At 73.8% G+C, this 17,924-nt stretch carries 19 protein-coding genes; 9 read left to right on the top strand and 10 right to left on the bottom strand.

Going from position 1 to position 17,924, the window contains the following annotated elements:
• Positions 1–136 precede the first annotated feature (136 nt).
• A complete protein-coding gene (locus ACQCO7_RS41705; protein ID WP_464076720.1) occupies positions 137–775 on the top strand; it encodes a CBS domain-containing protein in 639 nt (212 codons plus the stop codon).
• 72 nt (positions 776–847) lie between these two features.
• Here ACQCO7_RS41705 and ACQCO7_RS41710 read toward each other — a convergent pair whose 3' ends face one another.
• A complete protein-coding gene (locus tag ACQCO7_RS41710) occupies positions 848–1,270 on the bottom strand; it encodes an Hsp20/alpha crystallin family protein (RefSeq protein ID WP_464076721.1) in 423 nt (140 codons plus the stop codon).
• Positions 1,271–1,372: 102 nt separating this feature from the next.
• Complete coding sequence (locus ACQCO7_RS41715; protein WP_464076722.1) at positions 1,373–3,064, bottom strand: GAF domain-containing sensor histidine kinase; 1,692 nt, start codon at positions 3,062–3,064, stop codon at positions 1,373–1,375.
• A gap of 198 nt (positions 3,065–3,262) precedes the next feature.
• Here ACQCO7_RS41715 and ACQCO7_RS41720 point away from each other — a divergent pair, with 198 nt between their 5' ends.
• From ACQCO7_RS41720 to ACQCO7_RS41750, 7 genes are all read left to right on the top strand, one after another.
• Positions 3,263–3,667 (top strand): hypothetical protein, encoded by a 405-nt coding sequence (locus ACQCO7_RS41720; RefSeq protein ID WP_464076723.1) that lies wholly within the window; start codon positions 3,263–3,265, stop codon positions 3,665–3,667.
• 77 nt (positions 3,668–3,744) lie between these two features.
• The gene (locus tag ACQCO7_RS41725; protein ID WP_464076724.1) at positions 3,745–4,188 is read left to right on the top strand and encodes a pyridoxamine 5'-phosphate oxidase family protein; all 444 of its coding nucleotides are present in this window, start codon (positions 3,745–3,747) and stop codon (positions 4,186–4,188) included.
• A 78-nt stretch (positions 4,189–4,266) separates the two neighbouring features.
• On the top strand, positions 4,267–4,452 hold the full coding sequence (locus ACQCO7_RS41730; protein ID WP_464076725.1) for a hypothetical protein: 186 nt from the start codon (positions 4,267–4,269) through the stop codon (positions 4,450–4,452).
• Positions 4,453–4,490: 38 nt separating this feature from the next.
• A complete protein-coding gene (locus tag ACQCO7_RS41735) occupies positions 4,491–5,417 on the top strand; it encodes an SMI1/KNR4 family protein (protein ID WP_464076726.1) in 927 nt (308 codons plus the stop codon).
• Between the two features lie 175 nt (positions 5,418–5,592).
• On the top strand, positions 5,593–5,949 hold the full coding sequence (locus tag ACQCO7_RS41740) for an STAS domain-containing protein (RefSeq protein ID WP_464076727.1): 357 nt from the start codon (positions 5,593–5,595) through the stop codon (positions 5,947–5,949).
• Between the two features lie 115 nt (positions 5,950–6,064).
• Positions 6,065–6,646, top strand: a complete 582-nt coding sequence (locus ACQCO7_RS41745; RefSeq protein ID WP_464076728.1) for an Rv1733c family protein — start codon at positions 6,065–6,067, stop codon at positions 6,644–6,646.
• A 196-nt stretch (positions 6,647–6,842) separates the two neighbouring features.
• Complete coding sequence (locus tag ACQCO7_RS41750) at positions 6,843–7,481, top strand: universal stress protein (protein ID WP_464076729.1); 639 nt, start codon at positions 6,843–6,845, stop codon at positions 7,479–7,481.
• A 4-nt stretch (positions 7,482–7,485) separates the two neighbouring features.
• Here ACQCO7_RS41750 and ACQCO7_RS41755 read toward each other — a convergent pair whose 3' ends face one another.
• The 8 genes from ACQCO7_RS41755 to ACQCO7_RS41790 all read right to left on the bottom strand — a co-directional run bounded on the left by ACQCO7_RS41755 (position 7,486) and on the right by ACQCO7_RS41790 (position 17,208).
• Positions 7,486–7,983, bottom strand: coding sequence for a flavodoxin domain-containing protein (locus ACQCO7_RS41755; protein WP_464077426.1), 498 nt, complete (start codon positions 7,981–7,983; stop codon positions 7,486–7,488).
• A gap of 9 nt (positions 7,984–7,992) precedes the next feature.
• On the bottom strand, positions 7,993–8,661 hold the full coding sequence (locus ACQCO7_RS41760) for a CBS domain-containing protein (RefSeq protein ID WP_464076730.1): 669 nt from the start codon (positions 8,659–8,661) through the stop codon (positions 7,993–7,995).
• Between the two features lie 4 nt (positions 8,662–8,665).
• Positions 8,666–11,335, bottom strand: coding sequence for a bifunctional acetate--CoA ligase family protein/GNAT family N-acetyltransferase (locus ACQCO7_RS41765; protein WP_464076731.1), 2,670 nt, complete (start codon positions 11,333–11,335; stop codon positions 8,666–8,668).
• 106 nt (positions 11,336–11,441) lie between these two features.
• Positions 11,442–12,437, bottom strand: coding sequence for a type I glyceraldehyde-3-phosphate dehydrogenase (gene gap / locus ACQCO7_RS41770; protein WP_464076732.1), 996 nt, complete (start codon positions 12,435–12,437; stop codon positions 11,442–11,444).
• Positions 12,438–12,468: 31 nt separating this feature from the next.
• Positions 12,469–14,820, bottom strand: a complete 2,352-nt coding sequence (locus tag ACQCO7_RS41775; protein WP_464076733.1) for a phosphoketolase family protein — start codon at positions 14,818–14,820, stop codon at positions 12,469–12,471.
• A gap of 35 nt (positions 14,821–14,855) precedes the next feature.
• Positions 14,856–15,671 carry a universal stress protein gene (locus ACQCO7_RS41780; RefSeq protein WP_464076734.1) on the bottom strand — a complete coding sequence of 272 codons (816 nt, stop codon included), beginning with the start codon at positions 15,669–15,671 and terminating at the stop codon, positions 14,856–14,858.
• A 19-nt stretch (positions 15,672–15,690) separates the two neighbouring features.
• Positions 15,691–16,548: a universal stress protein gene (locus ACQCO7_RS41785; protein WP_464076735.1), complete on the bottom strand. Its 858-nt coding sequence runs from the start codon at positions 16,546–16,548 to the stop codon at positions 15,691–15,693.
• Positions 16,549–16,620: 72 nt separating this feature from the next.
• Positions 16,621–17,208 carry a hypothetical protein gene (locus ACQCO7_RS41790; RefSeq protein ID WP_464076736.1) on the bottom strand — a complete coding sequence of 196 codons (588 nt, stop codon included), beginning with the start codon at positions 17,206–17,208 and terminating at the stop codon, positions 16,621–16,623.
• 242 nt (positions 17,209–17,450) lie between these two features.
• Between ACQCO7_RS41790 and ACQCO7_RS41795 the strand changes: the two genes are divergently transcribed.
• Positions 17,451–17,915: a Crp/Fnr family transcriptional regulator gene (locus ACQCO7_RS41795; RefSeq protein WP_464076737.1), complete on the top strand. Its 465-nt coding sequence runs from the start codon at positions 17,451–17,453 to the stop codon at positions 17,913–17,915.
• Positions 17,916–17,924: the final 9 nt, after the last annotated feature.

A 17,924-nucleotide genomic window follows, 5' to 3' on the forward strand; every position in this document is an offset into this window, starting at 1 on the left:
CATGGGGCGAACGGCCCGCGCACCGGCCCCGCCGGACAGGGCCGCACGGCCCGTCGCCGGGACCGAGCGGCCCGTGGCCCGCGCGGGGCACCCGCTCCCACGCTGGACGCAACAGAACAGGACTCGGGAGGACCCCATGGACGCCGGCCCGCACACCGTTCGCGACGTGATGACCCACCAGGTCGTCGCCGTCGGCCGGGAGACACCCTTCAAGGACGTCGTCACGCTGATGGAGCGGTGGCAGGTCGCAGCCGTCCCCGTCCTGGAGGGCGACGGGAGGGTGATCGGCGTCGTCTCCGAGGCCGACCTGCTGCCCAAGGAGGAGTTCCGGGAGGGCGACCCCGACCGCGCCGTCCAGCGTGAGCGCCTCGCCGACCTCGCGAAGGCGGGCGCCCTGACCGCCGGGCAGTCGATGAGCGCGCCCGCCGTGAGCGTGCACGCCGACGCCACCCTCCCCGAGGCCGCCCGCATCATGGCCCGCCGCAGGGTCAAGCGCCTGTACGTCATCGACGCCGAGGGCTACCTCGAAGGCGTCGTCAGCCGCGCCGACCTGCTGAAGGTGTTCCTGCGCGAGGACACCGAACTCGCCGACGAGGTACGGCACTCGCTCGCCCCGGTCCCGGGCGCCCGGATCGCGGTCGAGGTCACCGACGGCGTCGTCACCCTGACCGGCAGCGTCGACGGCAGCTCCGCGGCGGACACGGCCGAACGCCTGGCCCGAGCGGTCGAGGGCGTCGTCGCCGTCCGCTGCCGCCTGGTACGGACGGCTCCCTGATCCCCGGGACAGAAACGCGCGGCCGGTGCGAACCGGCCGCGCGCATGTGCGGTGGTGAGGCATCCCCTGGGGTCAGCCGCTGTTCACCGGGATGGTCCGCGTGCCTGTCTTCTCCTCCGGGAGCGGGACCGTGATGGTCAGGACGCCGTTCTTGTACGCCGCGGTCGCCTCGTCGCCCTTGGCCCCGAGGGGCAGCCGGACGCTGCGGGCGAACGTGCCGTAGCGGAACTCCGTACGGTGCCCCTCGGCGGTCTCCTCGGTGCGCTCGGCCCGCAGGGTCAGCACCCCCTCGGAGACGGTGATCTCGACGTCCTTGCCGGGGTCGACGCCCGGCAGCTCGGCGCGCAGCACGTACGCGCCGTCCGTCAGATGCTCCTCGACGCGGATGCCGTGCAGGCCCGCGACGCCGTGCAGTCCGGGCAGCCCGGACTCGACCCAGCCGAACAGGTCGGGCAGTACCGGCCAGCCGGGGAACCGTTCGATCATGCCGCTCATGCGCTTCCTCCTCTCTGTGTCCTTCAACTCCAGGGTGACGCGCGAGAGTCGGCGGCGCCGTGAGCCGACCGTCCCCGACCGGGGGCCGGTCGGCCCCGCCCGCTACGGGGCCGTCACCGGCACCCGCCACACCACCGTCGTACCGCCCCCGTCGGGACAGTCCCACTCCAGCCGGCCCCCCAACTCCCGTGCCCGCTCCTCCATGTTGAGCAGCCCGCTGCGACGGCCCCCGGAAGGGATGCCGATGCCGTCGTCGTGGACGGTCAGGGTCAGGTCGTGGCCGTCCGTGGTGAGGACGACCTCGGCGTGGCCGGCGCGGGCGTGGCGGGTGATGTTGGTGAGGGCCTCGGAGAGGACGGCCACGGCGTGGTCGGCGACCTCCTTGGGGACGTCCGTGTCGATCAGGCCCTCCATGCGGAAGCTCGGCGCGAAGCCGAGGGCGGGGGCCGCCTCGCCGACGACGCGGATCGCGCGGGCCCGCAGCCCGGCACCGGAGGCACCCTCCCGGGCCCGCAGCCCGAAGATCGTCGACCGGATGATCTTGATGGTCTCGTCGAGGTCGTCCACCGCGCGCAGCACCCGCTCGGACGCCTCCGAGTGCTCGATGAACCGGCCCGCGCTCTGCAGCGTCATCCCCGTCGCGAACAGCCGCTGGATCGCCAGGTCGTGCAGGTCGCGGGCGATGCGGTCGCGGTCCTTGAGCACCGCGATCTCCTCCGCGTCCCGGCGCCGCTCCGCCAGCTCCATCGCGATGGCCGCCTGCGCGGCGAACACCTGGAGCGGCTCGATCTCCTTGCCGGAGAACGGCACCCGCCCCGCCTCCCGCACCAGCAGCAGCACCCCGCGCACCCCGTCGTCCCCGGTACCGACCGGCACCGCCACGGACGGGCCGAGGGACGGTACGAGCGACAGCCGCTCGTCACTCGTGACAGCACTCCCACGAGTGAACGCCGTACCGACCAGACCCCCCTCGGCGGACAGCACCAGACCGCGCAGGGCGTCCGCCTCCTGACCGATCGCCAGCTCCACCGTGAACGACCCGGTGTCCTCCATCGGCATCGCGACGACGGCCAGCGCCGCGCCCGTGATGTCCCTCGCGCGCTCGGCGATCAGCCCGAGCACCTCGGCCTGCCGGTCGCCGGACATCAGCCGGTGCGTGATCTCCGTGTTCGCCCCCAGCCACCGCTCCCGCAGCCGCGACTCCGCGTACAGGCGCGCGTTGTCGATCGCCACGCCCGCCGCGACCGCGAGCGTCGACGTCACCGACACGTCCTCCTCGTCGAACAGGACGCCGCCGCGCTTCTCCGTGAAGTACAGGTTGCCGAACACCTGGTCGCGCACCCGGATCGGGACGCCGAGGAACGTGTTCATCGGCGGGTGGTGCGGCGGGAAGCCGTACGACGCCGGGTGCTCGGAGATCTTCGCCAGCCGCAGCGGCTCCGGGTGGTGGATCAGCTCGCCCAGGATGCCGTGGCCCTCCGGGTACGGGCCGATCTCCGCGATCTGCTCCGCGCTGATCCCCACGGTGTGGAACGCCGACAGCCGCTTCCCGTCGGGACCGATCACGCCGAGCGCCGCGTACTCGGCGTCCACCAGGACCGCCGCCGCCTCCACGATGCTGTGCAGCGCCTGCTCCAGATCCAGCTCCCGGCCGACCGACAGCACCGCCTCCAGCAGGCTGTGCACCCGGTCCCGGGTCCCCCTCGCCGCGTCCAGCCGCACCTGTAGCTCGTCCAGCAGTTCGTCCAGCCGTAGTTGAGGCAGCCGTACCCGGGCATCCTCAGGACTTCCCACCAGCACTCCTCGACGATTCGGCGTCCGGCCCATCCGGTCAGGCCAAGGTATCGGCCGGTGCCCGGGGAGGACACCGGGAACGGGCCAAGTCCTCCGCCAGTGCCGTTCGGCCCCTGGAGCGGGACCGACGAGCACCTGCCCCGCGGACGCCCGCCGCACGAGGCTGGACCCGCAGACGAGCGGAAGGACGTGAGGCGCATGACGGCACACGAGGCCGTACGGGTAAGGGCCCAGGGCGAAGTGGACGAGGAGGCGGTGGCCCGGCTCCTCGCGAAGCTCGACGCGGCCTGCGGACGCCTCGGCCTGCCCGCCGAAGGCGCGCTGACCGTGGTCAGGGCGGCGGCCCAGCACGTCAGGCGGCCCTGGTCCGCCACGGCCCGGCTCCTGGTGCACGACACGGTCGTCGTCGTCCACGCCGAGGAGAGCACCGTGCGGGAACTCGCCGACCGGCTGGAGGACCGGGTCCTCGTCCGGGCCGGACAGGCCGCGCACCACCGCACGCACACACCACCTCCGTGGCGCACGGCGGGACAGGGAGGGCCGACCGGCCTCGGAACCGGGACCAATGGCACCAGCGCCGAAACCCCCGGAGCGGGACAGTAGGGACAGGAGCGGCACCTGCCTCCGTGGTGCCGCCCCACCTCTACGACCGGGCCCCGCCTCCCTCACGGAAAATCGACATGACCGACGACACCAGTCCCCCCTTGGCCCCTGCGCGCAGAAGTGTCGAACTCGCCAGCTCCGAGGCGCTGCGGCTGCTGGCCAGCGTCTCCCTCGGACGCGTCGTCTTCACCCGGCAGGCCCTGCCGACCGTCCGCCCGGTCAACCACGTCCTCGTCGACGGCGCCCTCGTCATCCGCACCCACGAACACGCCGCCCTCACCCTGCACACCGACCACGCCGACGGCACCGGCGTCGTCGTCGCCTACGAGGCCGACGACATCGACCCCCACACCCACCTCGGCTGGAGCGTCGTCGTCACCGGCTACGCCAACCTGGTCACCGACCCGGTCGAACTCGCCCTCTACGACGCGCTGTTGCGCCCCTGGGTGGACCGGACCATGGAACACGCGGTGCGGATTCTCCCGGCGCTGGTGACGGGGGTACGGCTCGTGGCCCACTAGCGGCTGGGGGCCTGCCGGCCCGGCTCGATCGAGTTCCTGCTCGCGGCCAGCCACGAGGCCGACACGATCCGCCCCGGCGTGAGTGCCGGTGACTTCCCGCGCGCCATCGCCGGGATCCGGCAGATCGACATCAGCGGCGACTGGCGCAGCCAGGTCACGCGGCTGCCGGACATCGTCATGGACGGGTTGCGCGCGGGGGGCGCCGGGGCGGAGCCGAGGGTCGTACGGCTGCCCTGCCGGTGCGGTCAATTCCCCGCGTTCTAGGGTGTGTTCGGCAATCAACCGGCAAGGAGGGCGATGCTGTGGACATCGAGATCCCCCAGGACGTGCACGACATCGCCGCGCGACTCGGCGGCGGGGTCCCGTACGCGCTGAAGGCTTTGGCGGGGCAGCTGATGGACGATCCCGACCTGGGGGAGCCCTCCGGCCTGCCCGGAATCCTCAGCGTGCGGATCGAGGACGACGTGATCGAGGACTGCCCGGCCCTGTCCATCGGCTACATCCGCGAACCCGACCGGATACAGATCCGGTTCCTGACCCCGGCCCGGCCCGTGGAACCCGCCGAGCCCGTTGCCGAGCGGGAGGAGCCGGAACCGCGCACCGACCTGGTCACCGAGGCGACCACCGCACGGCAGGTCGCCGACGCCTGGCGGCGCATCACCGGCTGGCTCCAGCGCCATGCCCCCGACTCCTACGCCGCGCTGCGCCCCGGAGCCGACCTCGGTGTCCTCGCCGCGCTGGAAGGGGAGTTGGGCATCCGGCTGCCCGTCGAGCTGCGGGTGCTGTGGACGCTCACGGCAGGGGACGACGGGGGCTGCCTGCCCGGCAACAACGCGCTGATGCCGGTGGACGCCGTGGCCGCTGTCCACCGGCTGAAGACTCACCTCCAGGCCGAGCACGACGTTCACAACGCCGGTCTCTCCGAGGAGGAGCGGATCACCACATGGGCGCCCACCCGCATCCCGGTGGTCGCCTTCGGCCCGGCCGACACCACGTCGGGCCTGTACCTGGACGCCGCGACCGGATACCTGGGCCACTGGTCCCGCTACAACGAACCCCCCGGCGAAGAACTCGACACCCTGGTCACCTACTTGGAGGAGACCGCCGACATGCTCGAAGCCCCGGCCCTCGCCACCCGGGACAAGCCGGGGCTCGTCGGCGGTGCACTGGTCTGGCTCAGCGGCATCGACCCCGCACACGAACACCACTGGCAGGCGGCGACCGGCTGACCCCACGGCGTCAGCGGACGTTCGAGCGTCCCGGCCGGTCCGGAGCCGGTCCGAACCCCTGCCGACGCCGGACGCGGGACGGGCGTCGCTTGGGCCGTTCGGGCCCCGTCGAACACAGTCCGCAGGGTTCGAACGGCCCTTCCTGCGGGTGTACCCGCTCGGCTTGGCTTCTCCCATGGATGACATGCACACCGGGTCCGCGACGTTGCGCACGACCCGGACCGACGACGGCACGACCGTCGTCACCCTCCGCGGTGAACTCGACCTGCTGGCGGTCATAGCCCTCGGGCCCGCCCTGGACGACCTCACCACCGGTCCGCGGCCGGACGTGGTGCTGGACCTGCGCCCCGTGACCTTCCTCGACGGCTGCGGACTCGGCCTCCTGTGCCGGGCCCGCAACCGCGTCCACGCGGCCGGCGGAAGGCTGCGCCTGACCGGCCCCGGCCCCGGCTTCACGCGGCTGCTGCGGCACGCGGGCTTGAGCGGCGCGTTCGACCTGTGCCCGGAACCGTCCCGGAGCATCGCCGGGTGAGGGCCGAACGGCCCTCCATTCCGGGCCGAGTCGTCCCACGACGGCGCCTGCCCGGCCCCTGCGCGAGCCCGCTGCGGACTGCCACCTTCTAAGCATCACGAGGAGGTGCGGATCGATGCCTGGAACCCGGCGCGTGAGGAAACGGCTGTGGCGGTGGCGGAGCAACCCGCTGCGACGCCCCGACGACATCACCGAGGCATGGCTCGTCCTGGCCGTCTGGCTGCTGATCGTGGTGGCCGGCACCGTTGTGGGCGCGGTGACGGCCCACGCCGCCGACGAGATGTTCGCCCGGCAGCGGGAGCAGCGGCACCCCGCGCGGGCGGTCCTCCTCGTCGACGTGCCCAGGAGCGCGGGCGTGGGCGGGACCGGGAGTGACCGACGCTCCGCGGCGGTCCGCTGGAGCGCCCCGGACGGTTCCGAGCGCACCGGCCGGACCCTGGTCGACGCCGGACACCGGGCCGGGGCCACCGTCGTGGTCTGGCAGGACGCACAGGGCCGCCTCAAGACCGAGCCGCCGAACGCGCTGGAGGCGGCCGTCGAGTCGGCAACCCTCGGAGCTGGTGCCGCCTGCGGCCTCGCCGGAGCCCTGTACGGGGCGGGCCGCATCGTCCGCTGGCGCCTCGACCGGCGCCGGATCGAGGGCTGGGGGCGGGAATGGGACGTGGTCGGTCCGCTGTGGGGGCACCGGACGGGATGACGGGGGCACGGAGGAACGGGCCGTGGGACGCGGGGAGACGTCCTGCGGCCCGTATCGCGTCGGCGGGGCGGCACCCGCGCCGCGGGAACGGTCCGGAAGTCTCCCCGCGCGGGACGTTCGGCCCCCTGCGCCCGTGCCCGCGCCCCGGCACTCTGGGACACGCCCACCGACCCCGCGTACCGGAAGGCGGACAGTCATGGAACCCGTCGTCGTCCACGCCCGCACCGACACCTCCGAGACCGGCCGGGCCGCCGCCGACTGGGCCGAACGGGAGGCCGCGCTCCGCGAGTTACCCCTTCGTACGCCGGACGCCCCCGCGACACGCGCCGCCGTCGTGACCGTCGGGGAGACCCGTGCCGTGACGCTCCTCGACACCGTCCCCGGCCCCGTCGTCCTGGTCCCCGACGGGTACGTCGCCACCCGGCACCGTACCGACGTCGTCCTCGGCATCGACGCCCGCGAACCCTCGGGCCCCGCCCTCGCCTTCGCCTTCGACAGCGCCCGGCTGCGGGGCGCCCGCCTGCGCGCCGTACACGCCTGGGCGCTGCCTCCCGAGGCCGCGGCGCTGCCCTTCGCCGTGCCCGAGGAGGACCGGGCCGAGTGGGAGGACCACGAGGTGCAGGTGCTGGCCGACGCGCTGCGGCCCTGGCGGGCGAAACACCCCGAGGTCCCCGTCCTGGAGGACGTCCTCCTCCTCTCCCCGGCCGAGGCGCTCCTGCACCACCGCGCGCGTGCCGCCCTGTACGTGGTCGGCGGCCCGCCCGGCAGCGTCGTACGGACCCTGCTGCGGGAGTCGGGCCGCCCGGTCGCGGTCGTGCCGGCGTACGAGGGCTGAGGGCTCAGCTCTTCGCCAGTTCCCCGGCGATCCGCCCCGCCCACTCCTCGACCGCGCCGAAGTCCCGGAAGTCCCCGCCCTTCCCGGCCGAGACGATCCGCCCGGCGACCCAGCCCCGCGCACCCTCCTCCAGGCAGCCCCCGAAGGTGACGTGCCCGCGCGCGTCCAGCGAGGTCATCGCCCGCTGGACACCGCGCACGGGCGGGATGTCCCGCTCCGAGGCCGACGCGTCGAGCGGCCCGCTGCTGAACAGCCACAGGGGCCGCCCGGCCAGCGCCCGGCGGTGCCGGCGGACGAAGCGACGGGCGTCGCGCTGCCAGCGGCCCGCGTACAGCGCGCCGCCGACCACGACGGCCTCGTACCCGGCCACGCCGCTGACGGAAGAGGCCGGGCGGGCCTCGGCGGTCAGACCCCGTTCGCGCAGGGCGGCGGCGACCGCCTCGGCGAGGCGTGCCGTCGATCCGTTGGTGGTGCCGTAGGCGACCAGGACGGTCATGGCGATCCTCTCCTCTCACAGTGTTCTGCGGGTGTGGGTGTCGTCCAGGCGGTGCGTCAGCCGGTCCACGACGTCCACCACGCCGTCGACCCGGCGGGTCATCGCGACGGCGAGCTCCGTGTCGCTCCTGCGCTCCAGCTGTCCTCGCAGCGTCACCACGCCGTCCGTCACGAACACGTCGACGCCGTGCGCGGGCAGCAGCAGCCCGCGCACCAGCACCTCCTCCACGACCTCGGCGCGGATCTCCCCGTCGGGCCGCAGGAACACCCGCAGCAGGTCGCCGCGGGTCACGATGCCGACGAGCCGGTCCTCCACGTCGAGGACCGGGAGCCGCTCCACCCGGCGCTCGGCCATGGTGCGGGCGGCCTCCGCGATGGTGTCGTCGGCGTGGACGGTGACCGGCGGCCCGGACATGAGCTGTCCGGCGGTGCGGGCCGCCGCCTTGGCGGCCCGGAGCCGCGCGGCGCGGGTCAGCCGGGTCAGGCCCGAGGCGACCGGGGAAGCCTGACGGGCCAGCAGATCGGTCTCGGAGACCACCCCGAGAACCTTGTCGTCGCCGTCGACCACCGGCAGCCCGCTGATCCTGTGCCGCGCGAGGAGCCGCGCGACCTCCTTGAACGGGGTGTCGGGGACGGCGTGGACGACGTCCGCGGTCATCACGGAACCCACTTTGTCGTGCTTCATCGCTTCACCTCAGCCGGCGCAGGTAGGGGTCGTGGACCCGGTGCGGCAGCAGCCGTATCCGGGCGTCGAGGACGGTGACGCCGTCCGGCGTGGCGTGGACCGGGTTGAAGTCGGCCTCGGTGAGCTGCGGCAGGTCGCAGGCCATCCGGGAGAGCCGCAGCAGGAGCTGCTCCAGGTCCTCCAGGGCGAGCGGGCCGTCGAACAGCAGGGGCGCGCAGCGCGGGGACGTCATCAGGTCGTGCACGTCGTGGTCGGTGAGCGGGGCGAGGCGGGCCGCGTGGTCGGCGAGGACCTCCGTCGCCGTACCGCCGAGGCCGAACAGGACGAGCGGCCCGAAGACCCCGTCCTGGACGACGCCCGCGAACAGCTCGGTGCCCCGGCCCGCGAGCGCCTGCACCAGGACGCCGGTCATCTGCCCGCCGAACCGCTCCTTGAGGTCGCGGAACGCGGTCCGCACCTGCGTGTCACCGCGCAGATCGAGCCGTACGGCACCCTGCGCGCTCTTGTGGACGAGACCCGGCCAGTGCGCCTTGAGGGCGACCCGCCCGTCGGCCCCGCGCAGCCGCTCCGCCGCGCACACCGCCTCGTCCTCCGTCTCCGCCCAGGCCCACGGGATCTGCGGCACGCCGTAGCAGGCGAGGAGATCGGCACAGGTACGCGGATCGAGCCACCCCCCGTCGGGATGCGTGGAAAGCCACGCACCGACGACATCGCGGGCTCGCGAGCTGTCGACGCCGTCGAGGTCCGGTACGGCCCCGGCGGGCCGCGCCAGCCACGCCGTGCGGTCGGCCGCGTGCGCCAACGCCCGTGCCGCCGCCTGCGGTTCGGCGTACGACGGGACCGTGCCGCCCCCGTCGGCGGGCAGCAGCCTCACCGGCACGTCCTGTTCGAGCCGCACGGCCAGCACCGGCTTCGTACGGCGGCCCGGCCCCGAGGTGAGGGCGCGCACCAGGTCGTCGCCGGTCGCGGCGGCCACCGCCGTCGGCACCAGGGCGACGAGCACGGCGTCGAAGCCCGCGTACGTCAGAATGCGGTCGACGCACGCGGTGAGCTGGGCCTCGGTCACGGCGGCGGTCGCGTCGACGGGGTTCCCGATGGCGGCGCCCGCAGGCAGGTCTTCGAGGACCGCCTCGGGGAGCACCGGCAGGACGAGACCCGCCTCGGTGCAGGCGTCGGCGGCCAGCACTCCCGCCCCGCCCGCGTTGGTGACGACCGCGACCCGCGTGCCCTCGGGCAGCGTCTGGGAGTGGAACAGGGCGGCCGTCTCCAGGAGTTCGCCGACCGAGCGGGTCGCGGTGATCCCGGCCTGGGTGAACAGGGCCTGGCGGGTCATGGTGGGCGTGGCCGCTGCGGCGGTGTGCGAGGCGGCGGCCCGCCGGCCCGCGTCGGTGCGCCCGGCGTCCACGGTCAGCACCGGGATGCGCCGGGTGACCCGGCGGGCCGTACGCGAGAACGCGCGCGGGTTGCCGAACGACTCCAGGTGCAGCACGGCCAGCCGGGTCCGGCCGTCGTCCTCCCACCACTGGAGGAGGTCGTTGCCGCTGACGTCGTACTTGTCGCCGAGCGACACGAACGACGACACCCCGATGCCCAGCCGGGACATCCCGTCGAGCAGCGCGATGCCGACCCCGCCGGACTGCACGGCGATCCCGGCGGCGCCGGGCAGCGGGTGACGCGCGGCGAACGTGGCGTCCAGGTGCAGCGCGGGGTCCGTGTCGACGATGCCCAGGCAGTTGGGGCCCACCAGCCGCATGCCGTACGTCCGGCAGGCGGCCATCAGGTCCCGGGCCTGGTCCGCGTCCAGGCCCGAGGAGACCACGACGAGCGCGCGCACCCCGGCCTTCCCGCACTCCTCGGCCGTCGCCGCGACCGCCGCCGCGGGGACCGCCACGACCACCAGGTCCGGGGTCTTCGGCAGCACGCTCACCGACGGGTACGACGGCACCCCGAGGATCGAGGTCACCCTCGGGTTCACGGCGAACAGGCGGCGCGTGAAGCCGCCCGTGTGCAGGTGGTGCAGGACCGCCCGCCCCACCGAACCGGGCGTGCGCCCCGCCCCGACGACCGCGACCGCCTCCGGCCGCAGCAGCGGACGCAGGCTCGCCACGTCCGCGTGCCGGGCCCGGTCCTCGACGGCCGTGAGATAGGCGTCGTCCTCGTCGAGCCGGATCACGCACCGCACCTCCGGCCCCTCGAACCGGCGCGAGGTGCGCAGGCCCAGGTCGGCGAAGAGCCGCAGCACCTCACGGTTCTCGCTCAGCGCGTCGGCCGTGAACACGGTGACACCGTCCGCGCGGGCCGCCGACACCAGGTGCTCGACCAGCAGCGTCCCCACACCCCGGCCGTGTATCCCCTCGGCGACCGCGATCGAGATCTCCGCCCGGTCGCCGTCGCCGCCGGTGTCGTACTCCGCGACCCCCAGCACCTGCCCCCGCACCTCGGCCAGCAGCGCCCGGTACCCGTGCCGCGCGGGCGCGCAGGCCCGGTCGGCGGCGAGAGCGGCCGAGCGCCGGCTCGCCGAGAAGAACCTCAGCCGCAGGTTCTCCGGCGACATCTCCTCGTACAGCCCCTCCACCTGGTCGTGGTCGCCGGGCAGTACGGGCCGGATGCACGCCGTGGTGCCGTCCGCGAGCAGCGCGTGGGCGGGGGCGCGGTCGAGCAGGTCGTCCGTCATGGGGGGGCTCCTTCGGAAACGGTCGGTACTGCGAGCATCCGGCGTGCGGCGGGCCGCTGACATGGGCCGACGGGGACGGAGGAGGGGGCCGGACGGCCCCCTCCGCTCAGGCCATCAGGCGGGTGAGGTCCAGCAGCCGGTTGGTGTAGCCCCACTCGTTGTCGTACCAGCCGAAGACCTTCGCCAGCGTGCCGCCCACCTGGGTCAGGGCCGGATCGAAGACGCAGGAGGCGGGGTCGCCGATCACGTCGCGGGAGACGATCGGCGCGTGCGAGACGCGCAGCACCCCCCGCAGCGGGCCCTGGGCCGCCGTCTCGAACGCGGCGTTGACCTCGTCCCGGGTCACGGGGTGTTGCAGCACCGCCGTCAGGTCGGTGAGCGAGCCGTCCTCCACCGGTACCCGCACCGCGATGCCGTCCAGCGCCCCGGCCAGCTCCGGCAGGACCAGGCCCACCGCGCGGGCCGCGCCCGTGCCGGTCGGGATGATGCTGAGGGCGGCGGAGCGGGCCCGGCGCAGGTCCTTGTGCGGGCCGTCGAGCAGGGACTGGTCGTTGGTGTAGCCGTGGACCGTGGTGAGCATGCCGCGCTCGACGCCGAACGCGTCGTCGAGGACCTTCACCATCGGGGCGACGCAGTTGGTGGTGCAGGACGCGGCCGACACGATCCGGTCGTGCTCACGGTCGTAGGCGCCGTCGTTGACGCCCATCACGATCGTCGCGTCCACGCCCTTGCCCGGTGCGGACAGCAGCACACCGCGGGCGCCCGCCTTCAGGTGCAGGGCGGCGCTGTCGCGGTCACGGAAGCGGCCGGTGGACTCGACGACGAGCTCCACGCCCAGCTCCGCCCAGCGCAGCGCGGCCGGGTCGCGTTCGGCGGTGACGGCGATCCGGCGGCCGTCCACGGTGATCGACCGCTCGTCGTGGCCGACCTCCCGGCCGAGGCGCCCGAACGTCGAGTCGTACTCCAGCAGATGGGCGAGGGTGGCGGCGGGGGCGATGTCGTTGACGGCGATCACCTCGACGTCCTCGCCGCGCTCCAGCGCCGCGCGCAGGTAGGTGCGGCCGATCCGGCCGAAGCCGTTGATGCCGACGCGTACGGTCATGACGGTGAACTCCTTGTCGTGTCAGGGGTGTTCAGGCGGTCCAGGTCCAGTCCGCGATCTCCGGCAGGTCCGTGCCGTGCTCGCGGATCCACGCCCCATGGCGGGTGCGGGCGTCGGCCATCGTCTGGCGGAGCGCCGCCGCGCGGACCGCGAGGCCGGGGACGCGGTCGATGACGTCCATGACCAGGCGGTAGCGGTCGAGATCGTTGCGGACCACCATGTCGAAGGGGGTGGTCGTGGTGCCGGACTCCTTGTAGCCGCGCACATGGAGGTGGGCGTGGCCGGTGCGGCGGTAGGCGAGACGGTGGATGAGCCACGGGTAGCCGTGGTAGGCGAAGATCACCGGCTTGTCGGCGGTGAACAGGCCGTCGTACTCGAAGTCGCTCATCCCGTGCGGGTGTTCCTCGCGGGGGAGCAGCCGGGTCATGTCGACGACGTTGACGACGCGCACCGCGAGGGAGGGCAGGTGGCGGCGGAGCAACTGGGCGGCGGCCAGCACCTCCTGGGTCGGTACGTCGCCCGCGCAGGCGAGGACGACGTCCGGTTCGCCGCCGTTCTCCGTGCCCGCCCACTCCCAGATCCCGGCGCCGCGCGCGCAGTGGGCGCGGGCCTGGTCCAGGGAGAGCCAGTCGAAGCAGGGCTGCTTGCCGGCCACGATCACGTTGACGTAGTCGCGGCTGCGCAGGACGTGATCGGCCACGGAGAGCAGGGTGTTGGCGTCCGGCGGCAGGTAGACCCGCACGACCTCGGGGCTCTTGTTCAGGACGTGGTCGACGAAACCGGGGTCCTGGTGGGAGAAGCCGTTGTGGTCCTGGCGCCACACGTGCGACGTCAGCAGGTAGTTGAGGGAGGCGATGGGCGCCCGCCAGGGCAGCTCCCGTGACGTGCGCAGCCACTTGATGTGCTGGTTGACCATCGAGTCGACGATGTGCACGAACGCCTCGTAGCAGGAGAACAGCCCGTGCCGCCCGGTCAGCAGATACCCCTCCAGCCAGCCCTGGCAGAGGTGTTCGGAGAGGATCTCCAGCACCCGCCCGTGCCGGTCGAGGTGCTCGTCGACCGGCAGGTGCTCGGCCTGCCACGCCTTGCCGCTCGCGCCGAAGACGGCCTGGAGCCGGTTGGAGGCGGTCTCGTCGGGCCCCACGATCCTGAAGTCCCGCCGCAGCCGCGTGTCGTGCATGATCCGTGCGAGGAAGTCGCCCAGCACACGGGTGGGTTCGTGCAGGGACGTGCCCGGCTTGTCGACGGGCACGGCGAACTCGTCCAGATCGCCCAGGGGGAGTTCCCGTACGAGGAGACCGCCGTTGGCGTACGGGGTGGCACCGAGGCGCTTCGTGCCCTCGGGGACGCAGGCGAGGACGTCGGCGCTCGGGCGCCCGTCGGGGCCGAACAGTTCCTGGGGCCGGTAGGAGCGCAACCACGCCTCCAACTGCCGCAGGTGCTCCGGGTTTTCCCGCACCCCGGAGAGCGGGACCTGGTGCGCGCGCCAAGTGCCCTCGACGGGTTCTCCGTCCACCTCGGCCGGTCCCGTCCAGCCCTTCGGCGTGCGCAGCACGATCATCGGCCAGTGGACGCGCTCGGCGACCCCGTCCTCGCGGGCGGTGCTCTGCATGATGCCGATCAGGTCGAGGGCCCGGTCCATGGCCTCGGCGAGCGCGCGGTGCACCTGCGCCGGGTCGTCGCCCGACACGTACAGCGGCTCGTGGCCGTACCCGCGCAGCAGCTCGTCGAGTTCGGACTCCGGGATCCGGGACAGCACCGTCGGATTGGCGATCTTGTAGCCGTTGAGGTGCAGGACCGGCAGGACCGCGCCGTCGTGCACCGGGTCGAGGAACTTGTTCGCGTGCCAGGACGCGGCCAGCGGACCCGTCTCCGCCTCGCCGTCGCCGATCACGCAGGCGACCAGCAGACCGGGGTTGTCGAAGGCGGCGCCGTACGCGTGCGCGAGGGAGTAGCCCAGCTCGCCGCCCTCGTGGATCGACCCCGGGGTCTCCGGCGCGACGTGGCTCGGGACCCCGCCGGGGAAGGAGAACTGCCGGAACAGCCGCTCCATCCCGGCCGCGTCACGCGACACGTCCGGATAGGTCTCGGTGTAGCTGCCCTCCAGCCAGGACCCCGCCAGCACCGCCGGACCGCCGTGCCCCGGACCCCACACGCACAGCGCGTCCAGGCCGCGCGCCTTGATGACGCGGTTGAGGTGCGTGTACACGAGGGTGAGACCGGGCGAGGTACCCCAGTGGCCCAGCAGCCGGGGCTTGATGTGCTCGGGCTGGAGCGGCTCGGTGAGCAGGGGGTTGGCCATGAGGTAGATCTGGCCCACCGCCAGGTAGTTGGCGGCCCGCCAGTGGGCGTCCAGGGCGCGCAGTTCGTCGTCGTGCAGCATGGGAAGTCTCCTCACAGGGTCAACGGCACAGGGGGTCAACGGCGCCGCTCGGGTATGACGGCGACCGGGCATGCGGCGTCGTGCAGGACCCGGTGGGTCACCAGGCCGAGACGCCCGGCGCGGGACCGGGTACCCACGACCAGCAGGTCAGCCGCGAAAGACGCGGACACCAGGAGCCGGCGGGCATGCCCTTCGGCGGTGTGGCGCCGTATCCGCAGCCGCTCGGGGGCGTGCCGCAGCGCCCGCTCCAGCGCGGCCGAGGCCCGCTGCTCGTGGTTCTCGCCCGCCGGGGCCCGCCAGGTCCGTACGGCCTCCAGCTCCGCGTCCCGCACCACGGCCTCACGCACCGCGAACCGCACGGCGGCGGGCCCGCCGACACCGACCACGACCCTGCCGTGCGCCGCGCCGTCGTGATGACCGCGTACGACGACGACGGGGCACTCGGCACGGGCGGCCACGGTCAGACTCACCGAGCCGCGCAGCAGCTCGGTCAGTCCGGCGCGGCCCCGGCTGCCGAGCACCAGGGCGCCGGCGCCCCGCGCGGCACGCAGCAGCGCGGGTCCGGGGTCCTCGGCGGCCACCTCGGTGGAGATCTTCACCTCGGGGGCGCGGCGCTGGGCGCGGCGGGCCGCGGACTCCAGGAGCCGGCGGTCGTGGCTCCACCCGTCCTCGGCGTCGTGCCGCCACGTCGAGGCGTGCACCAGGTGCAGGCGTGCGCCCCGCAGGGCCGCCTCGTCGGCCGCCCACTCCATGGCGCGCAGACTCGGTTCGGAGCCGTCGACACCGACGACGACCGGCTCCCGCAGGGTGCTCGTCGCCTCGCACCAGGGCCGTCGGGCCGCTGCCTTCATGGTGTTTCCTCTCTCGGGGTCAGCCGTGGGACACGACGGCGACGGGGGCGGGGGAGTGGTGCAGGACGGCGTGGGTGACGTGACCGATGTGGGTGCCGAACGGACTGCGGCGGCCCCGGCGGCCCACGACGACCAGGGACGCCTCGCGGGCGGCGGCCACCAGGTGCGCGGTGGCGCTGCCGTACCGGGACTCCTCGACGGCCTCGACGTCCGGGAACTTCTGCCGCCAGGGCCGCACCGCGTCGGCCAGCGCCTCCGCGTCGTCCAGCGCGAGAGCCTCGTGCAGCGGCGGGCTGTCGGGGGTGCCGTACGCGATGTACGGCGACGGGTTCCAGGCGTGCACCACGCGCAGCGGCACGGCGCGGCGGGCGGCGGCGTCGAAGGCGAAGTCCATGAGGGTGCTGTCCGGGTGGTCGGTGTCCAGGCCCAGGACGACGGGGCGGTCGGGGTCCTGCCGGTCGGACCTGACGAAGACCACCGGACGTTGGGCGTGGGCCAGCACGGACAGGCCGACGGAGCCGAGCAGGAAGCCGCTGACGCTGCCGAGTCCGCGCGAGCCGAGGACCAGGAGCTCGGCGTCCTTCGAGGCACGGGACAGGACGTCGGCGGGCGAGCCGGAGAGGTGTTCGCCGGTCACCTCGACGCCGGGGTGGCGCTGTCGCAGGCCGGCGGCGGCTTCGCGGGGGATGCGGTCGGTCCAGTGCTGGTGGGTCTCGGGGCCCAGGAGCGGGGCCTGGGCCATGGGGGCGGGGACCGGTTCCCAGACCTGGAGGAGTCTCAGCGGCAGGCCGAGAGACCGGGCTTCGCGGGCGGCCCATTCGGCGGCGGCGAGGCTTTCGGGGGAACCGTCGAGGCCGACGGTGACGGTACGGATCATGACGTTCGCCTCCTTGCGGGCGTGGCGGGCGCGGTGGGCCGAGGGAGCGGGCCCACCGCGTGTCCGGGGTGGTCAGCGCAGCCAGGCGTGGTCGCGGACGACCGGGAGGCGGGCCCACGCGCGTCCGAGGCCGAGGGCGTCACCGGCGGCGAAGGCCGCGAGGGCGATCAGGACGATCGCGTAGACGAGGTGGTAGTCGGCGAACGGGTTCGTCGACATGCTGGCCGTGCCGTCGGAGAGGTGCTTCGCGGGCGGCCACTCGGCGATCCACATGAACGCCATCAGCGCGGTCCCCGCGACAGCGGCGATCCGCAGGGCGACACCGGCGCTCAGCGCGAGGCCGATCCCGAGGAGGGCCAGCATGAACAGCCAGTCCGCCCAGGCGTCCCCGGCCCAGGAGTGGAACGTCGACTCCATCGGGCCCGCCGCGACATGCGACAGGAACCCCTTCGTCGGCGAGCCCCCGTCGATCCAGCCCTTGCCGGACGCGGTGGCGTAACCGAAGCCGAACGTCTTGTCCAGGAACGCCCACAGGAACACGAACCCGGTGACCAGCCGCAACGACGCGAACGCGTACGCCGATGCGCTGTGCGTGGCCTCGCCCACGGACAGGCGGGCCCGGAAAGAGGGCAGACGGTGAGGGTGCTCGTGCACGGCCATGGCGATTCATGTCCCTTCGGATCCGGTCGTTGCCTGACACCCCTCACTCTCGCGAGGCGCGCCGTACACCGCCGGATGCCGAAGGTCGGTCCCCGCAGGGCCGAACGGCCCTCTTCGCGCGGCCGTTCGGGGACGGTGCCGTTCGGTACGGCGGTGGACCGAACGGCCCATGGCCGCGTCGGGAGCGGCGGGCGCACGCTGGCAGCAGACCGTCGTAAGTCCCCGCCCCCGGAGGACCCGTCATGAACACCACACCGACCCCCAGCATGCTGCGCGCCCTCCCGGCGGAACACCGGCAGCGGCTGATGCGCTTCGCCAGCGAGGTGTCCTTCGCGCCGGGCACCCGGCTCTTCGAGGAGGGCGGGAAGGCGGACCGGTTCTGGGTGATCCGCACGGGCCGTATCGAACTCGACATGCATGTGCCGGGCCGCCGCGCGGCCGTCATCGAGAGCCTGGGGCACGACGAACTCGTCGGCTGGTCCTGGCTGTTGGGCCCGCACGCCTGGCACCTCGGCGCGCAGGCGACGACGCCGGTACGCGCGTACGAGTTCGACGGCGCGGCCGTCCGCCTGCTGTGTGCCGACGACCCGGCGCTCGGCAACTCCGTCGCCCTGTGGGTGGGAGGCATCGTGGCCCACCGCCTGCGGTCCGCCCGCACCCGGCTGCTCGACCTGTACGCGCCGTACGGCGCCGGCACCCGTATCTGAGGGGGACTC

The organism is Streptomyces saintjeani (assembly GCF_055409605.1).